Origin of the sequence: Methanosarcina flavescens, from assembly GCF_001304615.2 — an archaeon.
GTDB classification, from domain to species: Archaea; Halobacteriota; Methanosarcinia; order Methanosarcinales; family Methanosarcinaceae; genus Methanosarcina; species Methanosarcina flavescens.
Window position 1 is genome coordinate 2,917,041 of sequence record NZ_CP032683.1, and the last position, 16,234, is coordinate 2,933,274.

Annotated in this window: 13 protein-coding genes; 5 read left to right on the top strand and 8 right to left on the bottom strand. The window is 43.9% G+C overall.

The window, feature by feature from the left end; genetic code table 11:
• The first annotated feature begins 9 nt into the window (after positions 1-9).
• Entirely contained in the window at positions 10-3,813 is a 3,804-nt protein-coding gene (locus AOB57_RS12790; RefSeq protein ID WP_054300043.1) for a hydantoinase B/oxoprolinase family protein, read from the top strand.
• An 89-nt stretch (positions 3,814-3,902) separates the two neighbouring features.
• Here AOB57_RS12790 and AOB57_RS12795 read toward each other — a convergent pair whose 3' ends face one another.
• A complete protein-coding gene (locus AOB57_RS12795; RefSeq protein WP_054300044.1) occupies positions 3,903-4,439 on the bottom strand; it encodes an Ig-like domain-containing protein in 537 nt (178 codons plus the stop codon).
• Positions 4,436-4,780 carry a hypothetical protein gene (locus AOB57_RS12800; protein WP_054300045.1) on the bottom strand — a complete coding sequence of 115 codons (345 nt, stop codon included), beginning with the start codon at positions 4,778-4,780 and terminating at the stop codon, positions 4,436-4,438. The genes AOB57_RS12795 and AOB57_RS12800 overlap by 4 nt, the downstream gene beginning before the upstream one ends.
• A gap of 1,177 nt (positions 4,781-5,957) precedes the next feature.
• Here AOB57_RS12800 and AOB57_RS12805 point away from each other — a divergent pair.
• Entirely contained in the window at positions 5,958-6,524 is a 567-nt protein-coding gene (locus AOB57_RS12805) for a flavin reductase family protein (RefSeq protein WP_054300046.1), read from the top strand.
• A gap of 142 nt (positions 6,525-6,666) precedes the next feature.
• Here AOB57_RS12805 and AOB57_RS12810 read toward each other — a convergent pair whose 3' ends face one another.
• The 6 genes from AOB57_RS12810 to AOB57_RS14685 form a co-directional block, all read right to left on the bottom strand.
• Entirely contained in the window at positions 6,667-7,866 is a 1,200-nt protein-coding gene (locus AOB57_RS12810) for an aldo/keto reductase (RefSeq protein ID WP_054300047.1), read from the bottom strand.
• A 381-nt stretch (positions 7,867-8,247) separates the two neighbouring features.
• Positions 8,248-9,471, bottom strand: a complete 1,224-nt coding sequence (locus AOB57_RS12815; RefSeq protein ID WP_054300048.1) for an aldo/keto reductase — start codon at positions 9,469-9,471, stop codon at positions 8,248-8,250.
• An 803-nt stretch (positions 9,472-10,274) separates the two neighbouring features.
• Positions 10,275-10,550 carry a hypothetical protein gene (locus AOB57_RS12820; RefSeq protein ID WP_054300049.1) on the bottom strand — a complete coding sequence of 92 codons (276 nt, stop codon included), beginning with the start codon at positions 10,548-10,550 and terminating at the stop codon, positions 10,275-10,277.
• Between the two features lie 196 nt (positions 10,551-10,746).
• Entirely contained in the window at positions 10,747-11,742 is a 996-nt protein-coding gene (locus AOB57_RS12825) for a trypsin-like serine peptidase (protein WP_054300059.1), read from the bottom strand.
• 365 nt (positions 11,743-12,107) lie between these two features.
• Entirely contained in the window at positions 12,108-12,407 is a 300-nt protein-coding gene (locus AOB57_RS12830; protein WP_082384332.1) for a carboxymuconolactone decarboxylase family protein, read from the bottom strand.
• 566 nt (positions 12,408-12,973) lie between these two features.
• Positions 12,974-13,150 (bottom strand): GNAT family N-acetyltransferase, encoded by a 177-nt coding sequence (locus AOB57_RS14685; RefSeq protein WP_226999509.1) that lies wholly within the window; start codon positions 13,148-13,150, stop codon positions 12,974-12,976.
• A gap of 783 nt (positions 13,151-13,933) precedes the next feature.
• On the opposite strand from AOB57_RS14685, the gene AOB57_RS12840 reads away from it, so the two are divergent.
• The 3 genes from AOB57_RS12840 (at position 13,934) to AOB57_RS12850 (ending at position 16,198) form a co-directional block, all read left to right on the top strand.
• On the top strand, positions 13,934-14,257 hold the full coding sequence (locus AOB57_RS12840) for a cupin domain-containing protein (protein WP_054300052.1): 324 nt from the start codon (positions 13,934-13,936) through the stop codon (positions 14,255-14,257).
• A 167-nt stretch (positions 14,258-14,424) separates the two neighbouring features.
• Positions 14,425-15,705 carry a hypothetical protein gene (locus AOB57_RS12845; protein WP_054300053.1) on the top strand — a complete coding sequence of 427 codons (1,281 nt, stop codon included), beginning with the start codon at positions 14,425-14,427 and terminating at the stop codon, positions 15,703-15,705.
• A 187-nt stretch (positions 15,706-15,892) separates the two neighbouring features.
• Entirely contained in the window at positions 15,893-16,198 is a 306-nt protein-coding gene (locus AOB57_RS12850) for a large conductance mechanosensitive channel protein MscL (RefSeq protein WP_054300054.1), read from the top strand.
• Positions 16,199-16,234: the final 36 nt, after the last annotated feature.

Consider the following 16,234-nt stretch of genomic DNA (forward strand, 5'->3'; position numbering starts at 1 on the left):
TTCCCTTTCATGTCCCCCAAAGCCGGATGGCAGTTCTGGATTGATCGTGGAGGCACGTTTACTGATATCGTTGCTCGCAGTCCTGATGGAAAAATAATCACTCACAAGCTTCTTTCAGACGATCCGTGCCACTATAAGGATGCAGCCATGAATGGGATTCGGCAGATTCTCGGGCTGCCAGGAGATGCACCGCTGCCCGCTGAAATTATAGAATCCGTTAAGATGGGAACAACGGTCGGCACAAATGCTCTGCTTGAACGGAAAGGGGAAAGGACTGTTCTTGTTATAAACCGGGGGTTCAGGGATGTCCTGAGAATCGGGTATCAAAACCGTCCGGATATTTTTGCTCAGAAGATCGAACTTCCTGACCAGCTTTATGAGAGAGTTATCGAGGTGTCCGGCAGGGTCGGAGCCGGCGGGGAGGAGCTTGCAGCCCTGGATCTTGAAAATGCAAGAAAAGAGCTTGAAGCGGCTTTTGAAGCCGGAATTCGCTCGGCTGCAATTGTACTCATGCATGCGTACAGGTTTCCTGAGCATGAGCTTAAACTCGGCAGGCTTGCCAGGGAAATCGGGTTTACGCAGGTGTCACTCTCCCATCAGACAAGCCCGTTAATTAAACTCGTAAGTAGGGGGGAAACGACCGTGGTGGATGCTTATCTCTCTCCTGTGCTCCGCAGGTATGTTGATATGGTTCAGAAATCCCTTGAAGACGGCAGGGAAGAGAAAAAAAGTGAAGGTGGAATAGAAAAAAGAAGAGGGGAGACAAGAGATAGTGAAAATGAAGAGAGGAATGGAAAAGAGAAGGAATCTGAAAAAACTCCCAGGTTAATGTTCATGCAGTCCAGCGGAGGGCTTACGGACGCCGACACTTTTCAGGGCAAGGACTGCATCCTATCTGGTCCGGCTGGGGGAATCGTTGGGGCTGTTGCTACCTCGGAAATGGCAGGGGCAAAGAAAATAATTACTTTCGATATGGGAGGCACTTCCACGGATGTAGCCCAGTACAGCGGGGAGTACGAGCGCAGTCTTGAAACTGAGATTGCAGGGGTGCGCCTGCATACTCCCATGATGCGCATCCATACGGTTGCAGCAGGCGGAGGCTCCATACTTCATTATGAGGGGGGCAGGTTCAGGGTAGGCCTGGATTCGGCAGGTTCGGACCCTGGGCCGGCGTGTTACAGAAAAGGTGGACCACTTACGGTTACTGACTGCAATGTCATGCTTGGAAAACTGCAGCCTGCATTTTTTCCGGCTATTTTTGGACTCAATGCCGATCAGCCGCTTGACTCTGAGCTTGTGCGCAGGAAGTTCACAGAGCTTGCTGAAAGGGTTTCAGGAGAAGGCAAAAGTGAAGGCAGAAGCGAAAGCGAAAATGACGGTAATATCTGGACACCTGAGCAGGTAGCCGAGGGTTTCCTTTCGGTTGCGGTTGAGAATATGGCAAACGCCATCAAAAAAATCTCGGTCCAGCGGGGCTACAATATAAAGGAATATACCCTCTGCTGTTTCGGAGGAGCTGCTGCCCAGCACGCCTGCAGGGTTGCAGATAGCCTCGGGATCAAGAGCATTTTCATTCATCCTTATGCAGGCGTGCTCTCGGCATACGGCATGGGACTTGCAGACCAGAGGCTGATAAAAGAGCACTATGTGGGCAGCGAACTCTCAGATACGCTGGTAGAAGATTTGGAAACGGTGTTTTTTGGGCTTGAAAATGAGGGCTGTCGGCTCATGCGCGAACAGGGAGTGCAGGAAGATAAAATTACGTCACTCTATAAAGCGCATATGCGTTATGCAGGCTCGGATACGCAGCTGGTTGTCGATTTTGGGGATAAGGATGCTCTAAGGAAAGGCTTCGAGGAAGCCCACAGGAAACACTTCGGATTTATAATGGAGGGAAAGCCCATAATTATTGAAGCTGTTTCCGTAGAAACTATCGGGATTAATGAGAGGGTTACTGACTCTGTGCTGGAAAAGGAAGAAAATCCGGTTATCTCTCCTGTTGCTAAAGTCAGGATGTATAGCAATGGAGAATTTCACGAGACACCAGTTCTCAATAGGGACGAGCTTAAACCCGGAACCTGCATAAGCGGGCCCGCGATGCTTATAGAGAAAAACACGACAATTATTCTCGAACCCGGTTGGGAAGGGAGGGTTACTGAACGCAACCATCTTCTCCTTAAAAGAAAAACTCCGCTTCCAGCTCAGATAGCTATAGGAACTGATGTCGATCCTGTAATGCTTGAGATATTTAATAACAGGTTCATGTCGGTTGCCGAGCAGATGGGGTTCACCCTGCAGAATACTGCCCACTCGGTAAACATAAAGGAAAGGCTGGATTTTTCCTGTGCCGTTTTCGATGGGCAGGGGAACCTCATAGCAAATGCTCCTCATATCCCTGTGCACCTGGGCTCAATGGGAGAATGCGTAAAGTCCCTTATCCGGAAGCAATTAAAGGGAATGCGACCAGGGGATGTGTATCTTATCAATTCCCCATACAACGGGGGAACCCATCTCCCTGATATCACGGTTGTTACCCCAATGTTTGGAGATTCCGGGAAAATCCTGTTTTACCTGGCTTCGAGAGGTCATCATGCCGATGTAGGAGGAATCAGTCCCGGTTCCGTGCCTCCTGGCAGCAGGACAATCTCGGAAGAAGGAGTTTTGAGCGAGGGCATGAAAATTATTAAACAGGGTCGTTTCTGTGAAGAAAGACTGAAAGCCTGGCTAGGCTCAGGAAAATATCCTGCAAGAAATCCTGCTCAGAATATTGCTGATATTCGCGCACAGATTGCTGCAAACGAAAAAGGACTTTCCGAACTGCGCAGGATGATTGAGGAGTTTTCCCTTGAGACGGTTGAAGCGTATATGGGTCATGTGCAGGATAACGCCGAGGAAGCGGTCAGAAGAGTTATTGACAGGCTTGCTGATGGGGAATTCACATATAAACTCGATGACGGAAATGCCATCCGGGTAAAAGTTACAATTGATCGCGAAAACCGGGGTGCAAGAATTGATTTTACAGGTACCTCCCCCCAGCTTCCGAATAACTTCAATGCTCCAGCTTCAGTTTGCATTGCTGCTATACTCTACGCTTTCAGGACGCTTGTAAAAAGTGACATTCCCCTTAATGCAGGCTGCCTGAGGCCGCTTGAGATTATTATCCCTGAAGGCTCACTGCTGAGACCTGAGCCGCCTGCTGCTGTTGTTGCAGGCAATGTTGAAACATCGCAGTATATTGTTGATGCCCTTTTTGGAGCCCTGGGCAAGCTTGCAGCTTCCCAGGGTACGATGAACAATTTTACCTTCGGAGATGCAGATTTCCAGTATTATGAGACCATTTGTGGAGGTGCAGGGGCAGGTCCGGGTTTTTCAGGAGCGGATGCCGTCCACACTCATATGACCAACTCAAGGATTACCGACCCTGAAATCCTTGAGACAAGGTTTCCGGTTTTACTTGAGGAGTTTTCCATACGGGAAGGAAGCGGTGGAGAAGGCAAGTTCAGGGGTGGAAACGGGGTTATCCGAAAGTTCAGGTTCCTGAAAGATATGAACGTCGCCATTCTCTCAAGCCACAGGAAATTCCCGCCTTTTGGGCTCAAAGGCGGAAGACCCGGAAAGTGCGGAAGGAACCTGCTTATCCGCACGGATGGCAGTGTTCTTGAAGTTGGAGGTCAGGCTGAGATTGCGCTGAAGACAGGCGAGCTTTTTGTAATTGAAACTCCGGGCGGTGGGGGTTATGGCGAACTGTCAGAACCTGAGAAAGTAAACAGGAAACAGAATAAAACAAAAGTCAAGCAGGAGTCAACCAGATAAAGCTCACAAAAAAGGAGGAGTAAATCAAAATAGAGGTGTTAAAAAGGATTATTTTGGAAGGTAGGGCCTTCTTAATTCATATTTCGATTCTATCTTATAATCCTGTAAGTGTATTCAAAGTCTCCACCAGGCTTTCCGTCTCCATCCCCATCAAGGGCAATACCACGCTCATCCATTATGAATCCAGACCCTGTTCCGCTTCCACGTAAAGTAACTGTTATTTCAGCGCCTGACTCATCCATAGGATATTCATCATAAGGACGGAACATTAGCATTCTGGAACCTATATCTAGCAGACCATCGACAGGCTTTTTTGATGCAGAACTTCTAATTATTACGGTTTCTTTCGTAATGGTTGCGTTATTCATAGGCATGTCGAATTCGATCCAGATAGGGGAATCATGCCTGAAAGCAAACGTCTGCCTGTCAGGATAGATGGACTTAACCCTCGGAGGAGACTGTCCAAGCTTGAAAGGATTGGAAAAAGATTTTAAAGCTTCTGGAAGGAACTTATCATAGCATATGCGTTTTTTAACGGTATATATGATGGCAGCTCCTGCAAATGCCCCCAGCAGGAGTTTACGCCATTTATTCACTTTGTACAGGTTATACCCTCTCCAGCTCATTCCATTTCGATCCTGTACCCGCTCTTTTTAGCAGCCTGTTTCTTAAGAGCGTATATGATTGCAGCACCAGCAAGCACACCAAGAGTTATTTTACCGATTCTCATTAAAGACTTCCTACCTTTCTCAATCTCAATTGGTCCACTTGGCATGATCTCTTCTTCAGGTTCTATTTCAATTTCTATTTCTTTTTCAGGTTTCTCTGATTTCAGTTTATTAAGAAGATATGCCCCCAGAGCCAGCTTAGCATACTTACGCAAGATACCCTTACTCCCTGGAGATCTCCCTGATTTCATTTTCTTCATTATATATGCACTCAGCGCTAGCTTACCGTACTTTCTCATGTTTAGCAATCATGCACCCCCTCAGTTTTTCCCTTGTCGGACAGTTCCATTATTTTATAGTTCTCGCCCGGAAAGGGAAGTAATGAATTTAGTACTCCTGTATCTATCCTATAGCTCACATATTATATAACGACAACCATATAAGATATTAAATAACTTTAGACTATCTTCAAGCCTCTTGTATAGTTATAGTGACGCAGCAGATGGGAAGTGCACCCACAGGGAAAATTGAAAAAAGAAATTGATTCGAAAATTAACACTGAGTTAGAGAGTAAATTTTAACGCAAACAGGAGACAGTTCTTCTGGTTTAAGAGGTCTGTTCCCGTTATCAGACCACCAAGTATATGCTTCTTTGTCAGTTTTATACCTACAACAAGTCAGTTTTATACCTCTACAACATATTAAAGACCCAGTCTTAATTTTACAGGCATTAGAAGCATAGTTATGACTGTATATCCTGTTGGAGGATTGATACTCGTTGAATATAAACACTAGCCAATCCTGAGCAGGAAAAGAAATTAAACGTTAGTTTTAATTTAACAGCACGTTTAACTCATCAAATTTTCTTTAAATTTATATTTCTTATTGTAATATGATGCATTTATGTGGTTTAAGGAACCCCTTAGAAGCAGATATGACTTTTTTGTGTACTTCTCTCTCGTGAATAAATCTGTCGTAAATAAACATCATAACAAGTCCACCAATCAGTCCCGCAGCAATCCCGGCGGCAGTTCCTGTTAACAGACCACCCAATACATGTATTTTCTTAATTTTTATTTCTCTTATTTCTATACCCCCTATATTCTGCTAACCCCTTACTTCAAATACAATTACAGCAACTTTAAGTTTTTATAACTGGTTTTTACGGCTCTCCGGGCTTCTCCTGGTTGAAGAACCAATGCTTGCCCGGATAATGGATATTCATTAATCCTGAACAGGAAAAGAAATCACCTGTTATTTTTAAATTAAAGGTGATGTTTTAACCGCGTACCTCTATTATATTAACCATAATATATATAATAGCCGCCAGATAAACCATCTAAACAAACAATTTATCACTTTGCCTGCTATCAGTTATATAAAGTATCTGAAGAATGCCTGGAATACCAGCAGACAGGATACGTATAGTCTCGGCTCGAAAAAACCTTTTTGTATTATCGAAAAGAAACTAAAAGCATGAAGCAATCAATAGGAGCAAAACCACTCGTGTTTCCGGCGCCGACCTGGGTAGTAGGCACTTACGATATGAACGGGATACCCAATGCCATGACTGTGGCCTGGGGAGGGATCTGCTGTTCTAACCCTCCATGTATCAGCGTATCCTTAAGAAAAGCAACTTACAGCTATGCCGGCATTATAGAAAATAAGGCATTTACTGTAAGTATCCCATCAGAAAAGTATGTAAAAGAAACCGATTACCTCGGCATTGCAAGCGGCCGGGATGAAAACAAGTTTGAGGGAGCCTGTCTCACCCCTGTTAGGAGTGAAGTTGTGCCTGCCCCATACGTCGAAGAATTTCCGGTTGTCCTTGAGTGTAAACTTCTGCATACCCTTGAAATCGGGCTTCACACCCTTTTTGTAGGAGAAATTATTGATATTAAAGCCGAAGAGTCCGTGCTTGACGAAAATAAGAACCCGGACATTGAGAAAATCCAGCCAATTATATACGGCACAGGAAACCGGAGCTACTACAGCATCGGATGTAATATTGGAAAGGCTTTTTCGATAGGGAGAGAATGCTGAACGAAAAGGCAATAAAAAGACAGGACAGTTACATTCAGGGTTAGTATATTAACAGGCTAAATAAAGGGCCAAAAGGAGCTGTGCTCCATAGTATAGCCCAGTTATTTTTTCCCTGCCGCATCTACACGTTTCCTGACACGTTTTACTCTTTCCCGAAAGACTTTTTCGCGATCAGTCTCCATCCCCTGTGGTCTTTTCCCTCAAATTTTTCTACCACAGCTTCAAGCAGGGAGGGAATGTCAAGATGCTGCGGGCATTTTTCAACACACTCCCCGCACTGTACACACTGGGAAGCATACCCGGGCACATCGCCTCTTATTATTCCGCCTGGCTTTGCCGCATACATCAACTTTGCTTCTTTCTCATTGCCTGAAAGGGAAAAATTATCATAAATCTCAAAACAGCCAGGAATGTCCACTCCAGAAGGGCAGGGTAAACAATACCTACAGCCTGTGCAGCCTATTTTCATAAGTTCACGGTATTTTTGCTCAACTCGCTTTACAAGCTGCAGTTCAGCTTCAGTCAGGGAGTTTGGATAAGCTTCGTCTGCAATCCTCAAGTTTTCTTCAATATGGGATTCCTCATTCATGCCTGAAAGCACAACCGTAACTTCGGGACGGTTCCACACCCAGCGAAGTCCCCATTCTGCAGGTGTACGTTTTATTTCAGCTTCGTTCCAGATCTCCTGTACCTCAGGAGGCACAGGTTTTGCCAGTTTGCCCCCACGCAGAGGCTCCATGACAATAATTCCCAGGCCCTTTGAGGCTGCATACTCAAGTCCTTCCGTTCCTGCCTGGCTCTTTTCATCCAGATAATTATACTGGATCTGGCAGAAAATCCATGGATAGGCATCCACAATCCGCTTAAAATCCTCAATTGATCCGTGGAAAGAAAATCCCGCATTTATTATTCTGCCATCAGCCTTAGCCCTATCAAGGAAGTCTAGGACCTCAAGCTTTTCCATTTTATCCCATAAAGTCCCCACGAGCCCATGAATAAGATAATAATCAATATGATCTGTCATGAGTCTTTCAAGCTGGGAGTTCAGGATCCTGTCCATATCATCGGTATTTTTTATTGCCCAGGATGGTAGTTTTGTAGCAAGCTTAATCTTTTCCCGATATCCGCCTGCAAGCGCCCTGCCCAGGAAAGGCTCGCTTTCCCCCATGTGATACGGCCAGGCAGTGTCGATATAGTTTATTCCGTGGTCAATTGCATACCGCACCTGCCGGGTAGTCCTTTCCTCATCTATCTTTCCATCCTCTTTCACAGGAAGGCGCATGCATCCGAACCCAAGTATAGAGAGTTCATCTCCGTTCACTGGCACTTTTCTGTACAGCATTTCAATTACCCTTGCTTTTTAAGTTGTCTCCTTGACTTTTAATTTTTTCCACAAGCCTTTTGAAAAAAGGCTTGAGCGAAACCGTTGCGCCGGTTTCACGCCATCATGCCGGTTTTTGATCAAACTTTTTCCTAAAAAGTTTGCGGCGCAGCGTTTGCTCTTGGGACGGCTAATATGGGAATAAGTAAAACCGCTTTTTAATTTACTCTCTGGGTAAGTTTATAGGTAATGCTGTAATTGTTTTCCTGCTGAAAAATGTTGGGTAAAAATAAAGGACTATTTTTTCGTGCTTTCATGATTATTAACTTTGAAATGGCTTTTTCCCGACTTTTTCCGGGGATTTTGATGTAATCAAAACAGAGTGGGATTTGTTTCCGTAGATTACAGATTTAAATGGCTTTTAGCTTCCTGTTCCTTACTGAACTTTTCTCTTGCAGCATCTTTCCAGGTTTCCAGGTCGGCGCCTTCGAATTTTTGTGCAATGGTCTTCAGTAAAGCAGGTATATCCAGATGTTGAGGGCATTTTTCAAGGCATTGTTCGCACTGTACACACTGGGAGGCATAGCCAAGGACACCGTCTCTTATTATTCCACCTGGTTTTGCTGCGTACATAAGCTTGCCTTCATCTTCATCGCCCGAGAGGTATACGTTGTCATATATCTCAAAACAGCCAGGAATGTCCACGCCTGAAGGACAGGGTAAACAGTACCTGCAACCTGTACAGCCTGTGTTCATAAGCTTGCGGTATTTTTGCTCAACTCGCTTTACAAGCTGCAGTTCAGCTTCAGTCAGGGAGTTCGGATAGGCTTCAGCTGCGATTCTCAGGTTTTCTTTAATATGGGATTCCTCATTCATGCCCGAAAGCACAACCGTAACTTCGGGATGGTTCCACACCCAGCGAAGTCCCCATTCTGCAGGTGTACGTTTTATTTCAGCTTCGTTCCAGATTTCTTTGATCTCAGGCGGTATAAACCTTGTAAGTTTACCTCCGCGCAGGGGCTCCATGACAATAACACCCAAGTTTTTTGAGGCGGCATACTTAAGCCCTTCAATCCCTGCCTGATTCTTTCGGTCAAGGAAATTATACTGGATCTGGCAAAAACCCCAGGGATATGCATCCACAATTCGCTTGAAATCCCCAACTGACCCATGAAAAGAAAAACCAGCATTTTTAATTCGACCGTCAGCTTTCGCCCTGTCAAGGAAATCGGTTACTCCGAGGCTTTCCAGCCTGTCCCATAAAGTTCCGATAAGTGAGTGAACAAGATAATAATCGATATGGTCCGTCCTGAGTCTATCAAGCTGGGCATTCAGTATCCTGTCCATATCCTTCCTGCTCTTTATTATCCATGAGGGGAGTTTTGTAGCAAGCTTGACCTTCTCCCGATATCCGCCAGCCAGGATCCTGCCCAGGAAGGGCTCATTCTCTCCAAGATGATATGTCCACGCTGTATCGATGTAGTTCACTCCATGATCGATTGCATAATGTACCTGGCGCTTTGCCTTATCCCTGTCAATCTTCCCATCTTTAACAGAAAACCGCATGCATCCGAAACCCAGTATTGAAATCTTGTCTCCAGTCTTTGGTATCCTTCGGTAAAGTATCCACTTCCCCCCTTGCTTCTCTTTCTCCCATTATTCTCTCTACCTTTAAGATGACGTCATTAACGTAATTATACGTTATCATATCTTTATTAATGGAATAAAGTATCCAGACCGTATGAAAATAGAAAAAACTGATCTAAAATCTTTATTGGTCCTGGGCAAAAAACATCTTGACTTTATGTAAAAAATAAATTTTTATCCGCGTGGATAAGGCTATTTCCGGACATATCAGCATTTTTTTCTCTGGGAATTTTCCTGCATTCATGATATCTGAAGAACAGGGAATAATGTGATGCGTAGCATACTAATGGCAAGGCTCGTGAGAGCTGCAAGACAGCCTCAATAGCTGAGTTTAAGCGTCCCATCGCCAAAGATAACATTCCGATAGTGCGGCAAATTCGCGGCGTTCTACGCTCTCATAAGCGCGAGTAACGCTTCACCGAATGGCTTATTTTGCTGCAGGCTCTGGAAAAGTACTGTGTAGTCCCCGGGCGGGTTGGTGACATTATGAGTGAGTACTGCCAGCCCTCTGGCATGCGCTAGATAAGCTGTGCCGAGCATGTGCGCACCATACTGTCGGTTAAGTGGTGTCGCGTGGGAGGTTTGCTCACCGTCTCGGCCTACAAGGTACTGTGGTCTGGAGAGGATCTTCCCTACATCACAGCCCCCAAGAAGATAAAAGCGCGGGAGTGCATTTAAAATTCAGGTCCGTATGTGCCTGGAGAGCGCCCAACCATTATTTTCCCCTGTGTTCCCTTTGTCTCTCTATCTCCATGTTCTTCTAATAGCGACAGCTATGGTTATTACTCGTCACGCAGCTCGTTGAACTCGAACTGCTGGTTGCCCAGGTCAAAAATATTGATGACCTTCTTGACCGTTGAGCCGTCCCGCATGCTGAATTCTACTATAAACTCACGCTGCGGGGGATTTGATTTCATCAGGTAATCTGTCAGTTGCACAGACTTTACGCCAGGCTGCGATCTAAGAAATGTTTCAATCTCCTCAAGAGACTCGGCGCTGTCAATAGCTGAAGCTACCTTTTTTTCGAAGGCCTTAAAATCAACAGTTGAGAAAGACATAGTGCACGCTTCTGCTCATTTATTATTATAGCCAGCTACTGAATTCCTCAGGCTTATAGATCGACACCGCATCAGTGTAACCCCCATAGGAAAAGAAATACAGCGTCGATCTGATTGAAGAATCAATAAAACGATAGGCTTTACCGTTTGCCTGACCTTAAGATACTCTTATTGACTTGCTATCAGAGTCGCTTTTTCAGCGAGGGATTGGCTGTTCCTGGAGGGACGACGGCTCAGGGACAAGGTGCTGAAACTCGGTAGTCCGGGTGCAATCCTCTCCTCTGCATCCTGAACTCGGGCAAATAAGAGAAACATTACAGGTACCCTGTCTGACAAAGTCGGTTTCACCCCGAACAAGAATACCTTCAACTTCATGAGTCTCACTGTTAAAGACTGGAGATCCCGAGTTACCCCCGTAAGTATCAAGATTTGCTGTAAAAAATGCATTCTTCTGATTATCACGAATTGACGCTCCACCCGCGAATTTTGTGGGCAAACCGGCAGGATGCCCTATAACATGTAGCGTTTGGGTGTCACTTACTTTACCATCTCTTCTGATCCGGGCAATACGATGGTTGGTTACCGGACGGTCAATCCGTACAAGTGCCCAATCCGGCCCATTTCCTACTTCTTCTCGCCCTAGAAGTTCTACGCCGCGGTAGATTTCCGTATTGTTAATGATAGTTTCTGCAGTGCTTGAATCACGCATACGGAATCCGAATACAAAGCAAACATTTGTTACATTGCCGGCATTGACACAGTGTCCAGCCGTGGCGATGATATCAGGCGCAACTAGAAAACCAGAACAGAAGGCTCCTGTCGGCTGGTCTCTGAAGCGTTCCTCAGGGCACAGGTTTTGAGATGCGCCGAAGTTATTGATTTGCAACGTAGAGGTACTATCTCCATTATCAATTACTTTTGAGGCTCTGAAAAGAGCGACTACGCTGTCCACATCATCCCTGTTTGGCCCACTGGGAAGATCACACACATCTATACGGTCGTCAGTTTCGTAAATTACTTTCTGTCTCTCTTTAAGAACCCTGACAATTGTTGCATCGTTGAACTCCCTGAGACTTTCACTTGGCTCTGCAGGTACCGCCATAGCAGTTTCCCCGGTTTTTGCTTCACGGGCTCTTAATTCCTGCAACAGTTCATTAACAGGCATTCCTCTAAGTTTTTGAATATCCTCCATATTAAACCCCCTCCCGGTTTCTAAGTGATCCATTCTAGCTTCAAATTCCTCGCCAAATAATTCAAAGTATATTTCGGCGATGATTACTGCACGACTGGCTTTTTGAATTCCTGAACATATTAATATCTTATTTCGGCAGGTACCATTCCTGTTCCTGGCAGACAATTTCCATTTTTAGTTTCTTTATTGAGTTTATCCCATCTATCTGCGAAATAAGATATTAATATAAATGAAATAATATTATAAATTAACAAAGAAAATGTGTTCAGAATTTACGATCACAATTGTATTGCTTGTCTAAGGCAGGTACTCAATATGGTAGGGTTAAAATGTCGAACCTGTTAAAGCTGCTGGTTTTTCTTAATTTATAAAATATCCTTAAGTGCCTCTGAAGCTGTATAAACGGCTCCAGCCCCGAAAATGTACTGGATTATCCTTACTGCCTGCATTATTTCTTTTTTTGTCGCTCCGGCCTGCATTGCCTGGAGTGCGAGGGATTTTACTCCACCTGCCGAGCCACCGGCTGCATCCAGAGCCATTGCGAGCAGGAACTTGTATTTGAGGGGAATCCCGCCTTCCGCAAATGCAAGTTCACGTGTATTTTCAAGCAGGTTAAATAATTCAGGGTCCTGATCCACAATAACCTGTAATGGGTTTTCTGTCAATGCATCATCTCCATTTCTCTTTACGTGATTTTGTTTTATTCCCTAACATGTTTCTTACATTAATATGCCTATTAACCAATTTTAAAGTCTCCCCTGTAAAATTAAAAGACTCAAAAAATCAAGAGAAAATAGGAGAAAACAAGAGAAAATAGGAGAAAACAAAAGAGAGGAGGAAGCAAAAAAGCGGATTCGTTTATAATATTTCCATTTCCAGCAAAGGCTCTACAGGTTCCTGGGAAAAAATAAGTTTTTAGAAGAAAAAGGGCATCCGTTTTTATTAAGGAGGAACAGGGATAAAGAGGGGGGTGTTTAAAAGGAGAGTTCACAGATGCCCAGTAGTATAATAATACCCATAAATATATAAAATTGATTTTATACTGCTATTTTATGGGAATTTTTCGAAGTACTCAAATTATTTTCTGTAAAAACTTTTTTTCCTGAAATTCCTCAGAAACCGAGTACAGAACCTGCGCTCCTTTTTAAAAACTCATAGGCTATTGTTCCTTCTTCCGGACCTTTTCCTTTTAAATGGAAGCCTTTCTTTTCCAGAACCCGAATTGAGGCTTTCAGATGGGATATGTATAAGCAATAATGCTGCCCCTTTTGAGGCTGGAAGATGCCCACTGTACCATTGATCGAACGGCCTCGGTTGCGTATCCTCTGCCGTGATAACTGGCAGGCAAGGAATACCCGATCTCAAGAGTTCTGTTCTTATGGGCAAGGAATTCTCTGTTTCCTATCAAAATCGATTGTTCGGGATCTTTCTGGCATAGAATTCATTAAAAGTTACAGATTTTTCGTTCCCTTGCCTGAATTCGCATGATAAAATCCTCAATTGTCCCATGTAATTCCAGAAAATACAGCTTCGTAGCGGCAGGAAAAAGGTATAAATGTTCGGTATTGGTGGAAAATAGAAGACATGTATTAGATTTGGGACTACTTTTAAATAATCTTTCTTATTAAATAATATTAAGATACCTTCAGGACTGTGAGTTATAAGGGAAATAAACGAGATGCAGTTGAAATTGGTGAGTCTCTAAGATATATAGGCTAAGATATATAGGCGACGAAAAGAAAACTAAAAACTATGAAAAAAGTTATAAAGATGGGAAGGCTAAAGAAATGAATATGTAAAAATTTCGAGAAATTGAAAATTAAAGGGAGAAGGCATCTGATATTGGGGATGTTTGGGAGTTTGGGGGGTAAAAATGATTTGGGTATAAGAAAAGCGTTTATCAGATGCCTTACACTATAATATGTGTCACTAATATATAAAATTATTGTTATAATTTTACCTTGTCGATTTTATGAGATTCAAGCAAAGAAAAATCAGGAATGTTATAATTTCCCGATTTTTCTCTTAAACCCTGGGCCAAACATCGAATTGCAGACTAAACCTTAAATTTACAAGCTTATGACAAATCCAAATGGCAGAAAAAATATATAAAGTTGAGTTCTTTCTGGATTTATTATGTTTTTATGTTTAGCTTTATAGATCTGGTTGTAACAGGAGATTTGAGGTTATCATGTTTTACAAAAATGAGGCAAATAGTTACAGGGAAATTCTTCCCGGAGTTAATATGAAAACAATGGTATATGGAGAAAAGACTTTGATGAGCGAATTTTTTCTGAAAGGTGGCAGTGTCCTTCCGACCCATGACCATATTCATGAACAGACCGGTTACCTGATTTCAGGTAAAATTATTCTGACCATCGGGGAAGAGACTTTTGATGTGGAGCCTGGGGATTCCTGGACAATTCCGGGCGGTGTAACTCATGCCGTTGAAACTCTGGAGGATTCCATAGCTATCGAGGTATTTTCACCCCGAAGAGACGAGTACATAAGATAACTTTGCTTAAGTCAGACGGTAAGGTCCTGTTTAGCTGAATTTTCCGATTGGGCAAAGGCATTCGGTTAAATTTAGATAGGTGCCTTATATGTAGCCATCTTTGAAACAGTCACTGGGCAAAAGCCTTATAGATACTTTTATAGAATCTCTATAATGGGGAGTTTGGCATGGATAGAGAAGACCTTTCACCTGGTTTTAAGGATGTTCTTGACTTCAAGTTTGTAGACGCACTTTTTGGCAGAAGGGCACGCCGTTTCTTTATGGGGGCTTCAATTCCAGATGGCTATTTCAAGTACAAATCAAAGCATAATCTTCTGCCTCTGACCGAAGAGGAGCAGATGCTGGTGCTTTCGGCAGTAGCAGGCAATACCGGCTGGCACAATCTGATTATGTGCGGGGAGAGATATGCACCTGACCTTTCCAACTATGCCTGCAGTGCAGGAGGACGTACTTTTCCATCGGCTGCCGGTTTCCACACAAGTGAACTTTTTTTCACAGACGATACCGGCGTTTATTTCTTCGAGACTCGTGATGCTCCCGAACTTGCCAGGCGCTCGGAAAACGGGACTTTCGAGACGGAAGAATTGCTCAGGGCACACAGAGCGAGAGTTAGAAAAATTGCAGACGGCAGGCTGAAGATTCCTCCTGAGACTCCATATGTCGAGGCCCACAATATCTGGGTCGTCAACCATCCGGGCACAACATTTATTATTCCAGTTGCCGACCTTGCCCAGCACGTGCTTGCTGGGCTCTGTTACTACACGCAGAACGGGGTGTGTTTTTTTGATGACGTGCATGGGCAAAGGATAGAAAGGCTTGAGGAATTTAGCAAGCTTGTTGACACCGAGAATCCCTTACCTTTAAGTTTTCTTGAGTTGTGGTCGTTCTCGGAAGCCACTGCAGAATTTTCAATTGCCTGTTACGCGGGAATGCTTATGCTGCAGGCAATGGGATTGGGCGGCTGGATGTTCAACGGCATGGACCCTTTTTCAGTTCTCGGAGCGAGTGGGAACCCCAACGTACCCGGACTTGGTTTCAGGCATGATACGGATGAGCGCTGGTCCCTTTCCAATCCTACCGGGCTTCCGGGTGTGTTTGAGGGTTATACGCCTCCTCACTACAAGAATATGAACCAGGTCGTAGATGCCCTGACTGCAAGAATATTCGGTTCCGGAGGCCCTTTCAATCCGGAAACCCCGGGTTATTACAAAGATACAAAGGCAGTCCGAAGCAGGGCAAAGCGACACGATGAAGAGTTCAAGGCATGTGTTGCTTTACAGGCCCAGTACATTTACAACCGTTTCGGGAAATTTCCTGGCACGGTTCCGAGCATTCTTGTCATGCCCTATCTTCAGGCACAGCACCTTGATCTCGAATTCTATGACCATTTTTATGAGAAAGGAGCCTATCTTGAAACCCATTCCAGGCACATGAAACGCTGGCACTAACTCGTGCCTTTGAGCTTTAGGACTGAACTATTTTTTCTAACAGTTTCTTAAGCAACTCTTTATATATTTACTCTATTTATAATTCTGAATAATGTTTCCTATTTTATTAAGAACTTAATTTACAATTTAGATATATCTGTTAATTTTATTGCCAATTGTTTCAGTTATCTATTTACAGGAGGATCAAATGGGGCTTTTAAGTGAATTTAAAGATTTTCTCTACGAATATAAGGTAATCCCACTTGCAGTTGCCTTTATCATGGGTATCGCATCTACAGCTCTTGTAAAATCCCTTGTGGATAATATAATCATGCCGCTAATCACGCCTTTTATTCCTGGAGGTGCCTGGAGGGAGGCTACTCTTGAACTGGGGTCTGTAGTAATAAGCTGGGGGGCTTTTCTGGCAGAGTTGATAAACTTTATTATTATTGCATTTGCAGTTTTTCTCATTGCAAAAAAGGTTCTCAAAGAGGAAAAAGTGGAGAAAAAGTGAAAAATGGAATACTTATAACCGGCAAAGTCTGAGCTT

Excerpts from the sequence above, each read along its gene's own strand:
- AOB57_RS12790 (WP_054300043.1), top strand. The coding sequence starts at position 10 with ATGTCCCCCAAAGCCGGATGGCAGTTCTGGATTGATCGTGGAGGCACG.
- AOB57_RS12795 (WP_054300044.1), bottom strand. The coding sequence starts at position 4,439 with ATGAGCTGGAGAGGGTATAACCTGTACAAAGTGAATAAATGGCGTAAA.
- AOB57_RS12800 (WP_054300045.1), bottom strand. The coding sequence starts at position 4,780 with ATGAGAAAGTACGGTAAGCTAGCGCTGAGTGCATATATAATGAAGAAA.
- AOB57_RS12805 (WP_054300046.1), top strand. The coding sequence starts at position 5,958 with ATGAAGCAATCAATAGGAGCAAAACCACTCGTGTTTCCGGCGCCGACC.
- AOB57_RS12810 (WP_054300047.1), bottom strand. The coding sequence starts at position 7,866 with ATGCTGTACAGAAAAGTGCCAGTGAACGGAGATGAACTCTCTATACTT.
- AOB57_RS12820 (WP_054300049.1), bottom strand. The coding sequence starts at position 10,550 with ATGTCTTTCTCAACTGTTGATTTTAAGGCCTTCGAAAAAAAGGTAGCT.
- AOB57_RS12825 (WP_054300059.1), bottom strand. The coding sequence starts at position 11,742 with ATGGAGGATATTCAAAAACTTAGAGGAATGCCTGTTAATGAACTGTTG.
- AOB57_RS12840 (WP_054300052.1), top strand. The coding sequence starts at position 13,934 with ATGTTTTACAAAAATGAGGCAAATAGTTACAGGGAAATTCTTCCCGGA.
- AOB57_RS12845 (WP_054300053.1), top strand. The coding sequence starts at position 14,425 with ATGGATAGAGAAGACCTTTCACCTGGTTTTAAGGATGTTCTTGACTTC.
- AOB57_RS12850 (WP_054300054.1), top strand. The coding sequence starts at position 15,893 with ATGGGGCTTTTAAGTGAATTTAAAGATTTTCTCTACGAATATAAGGTA.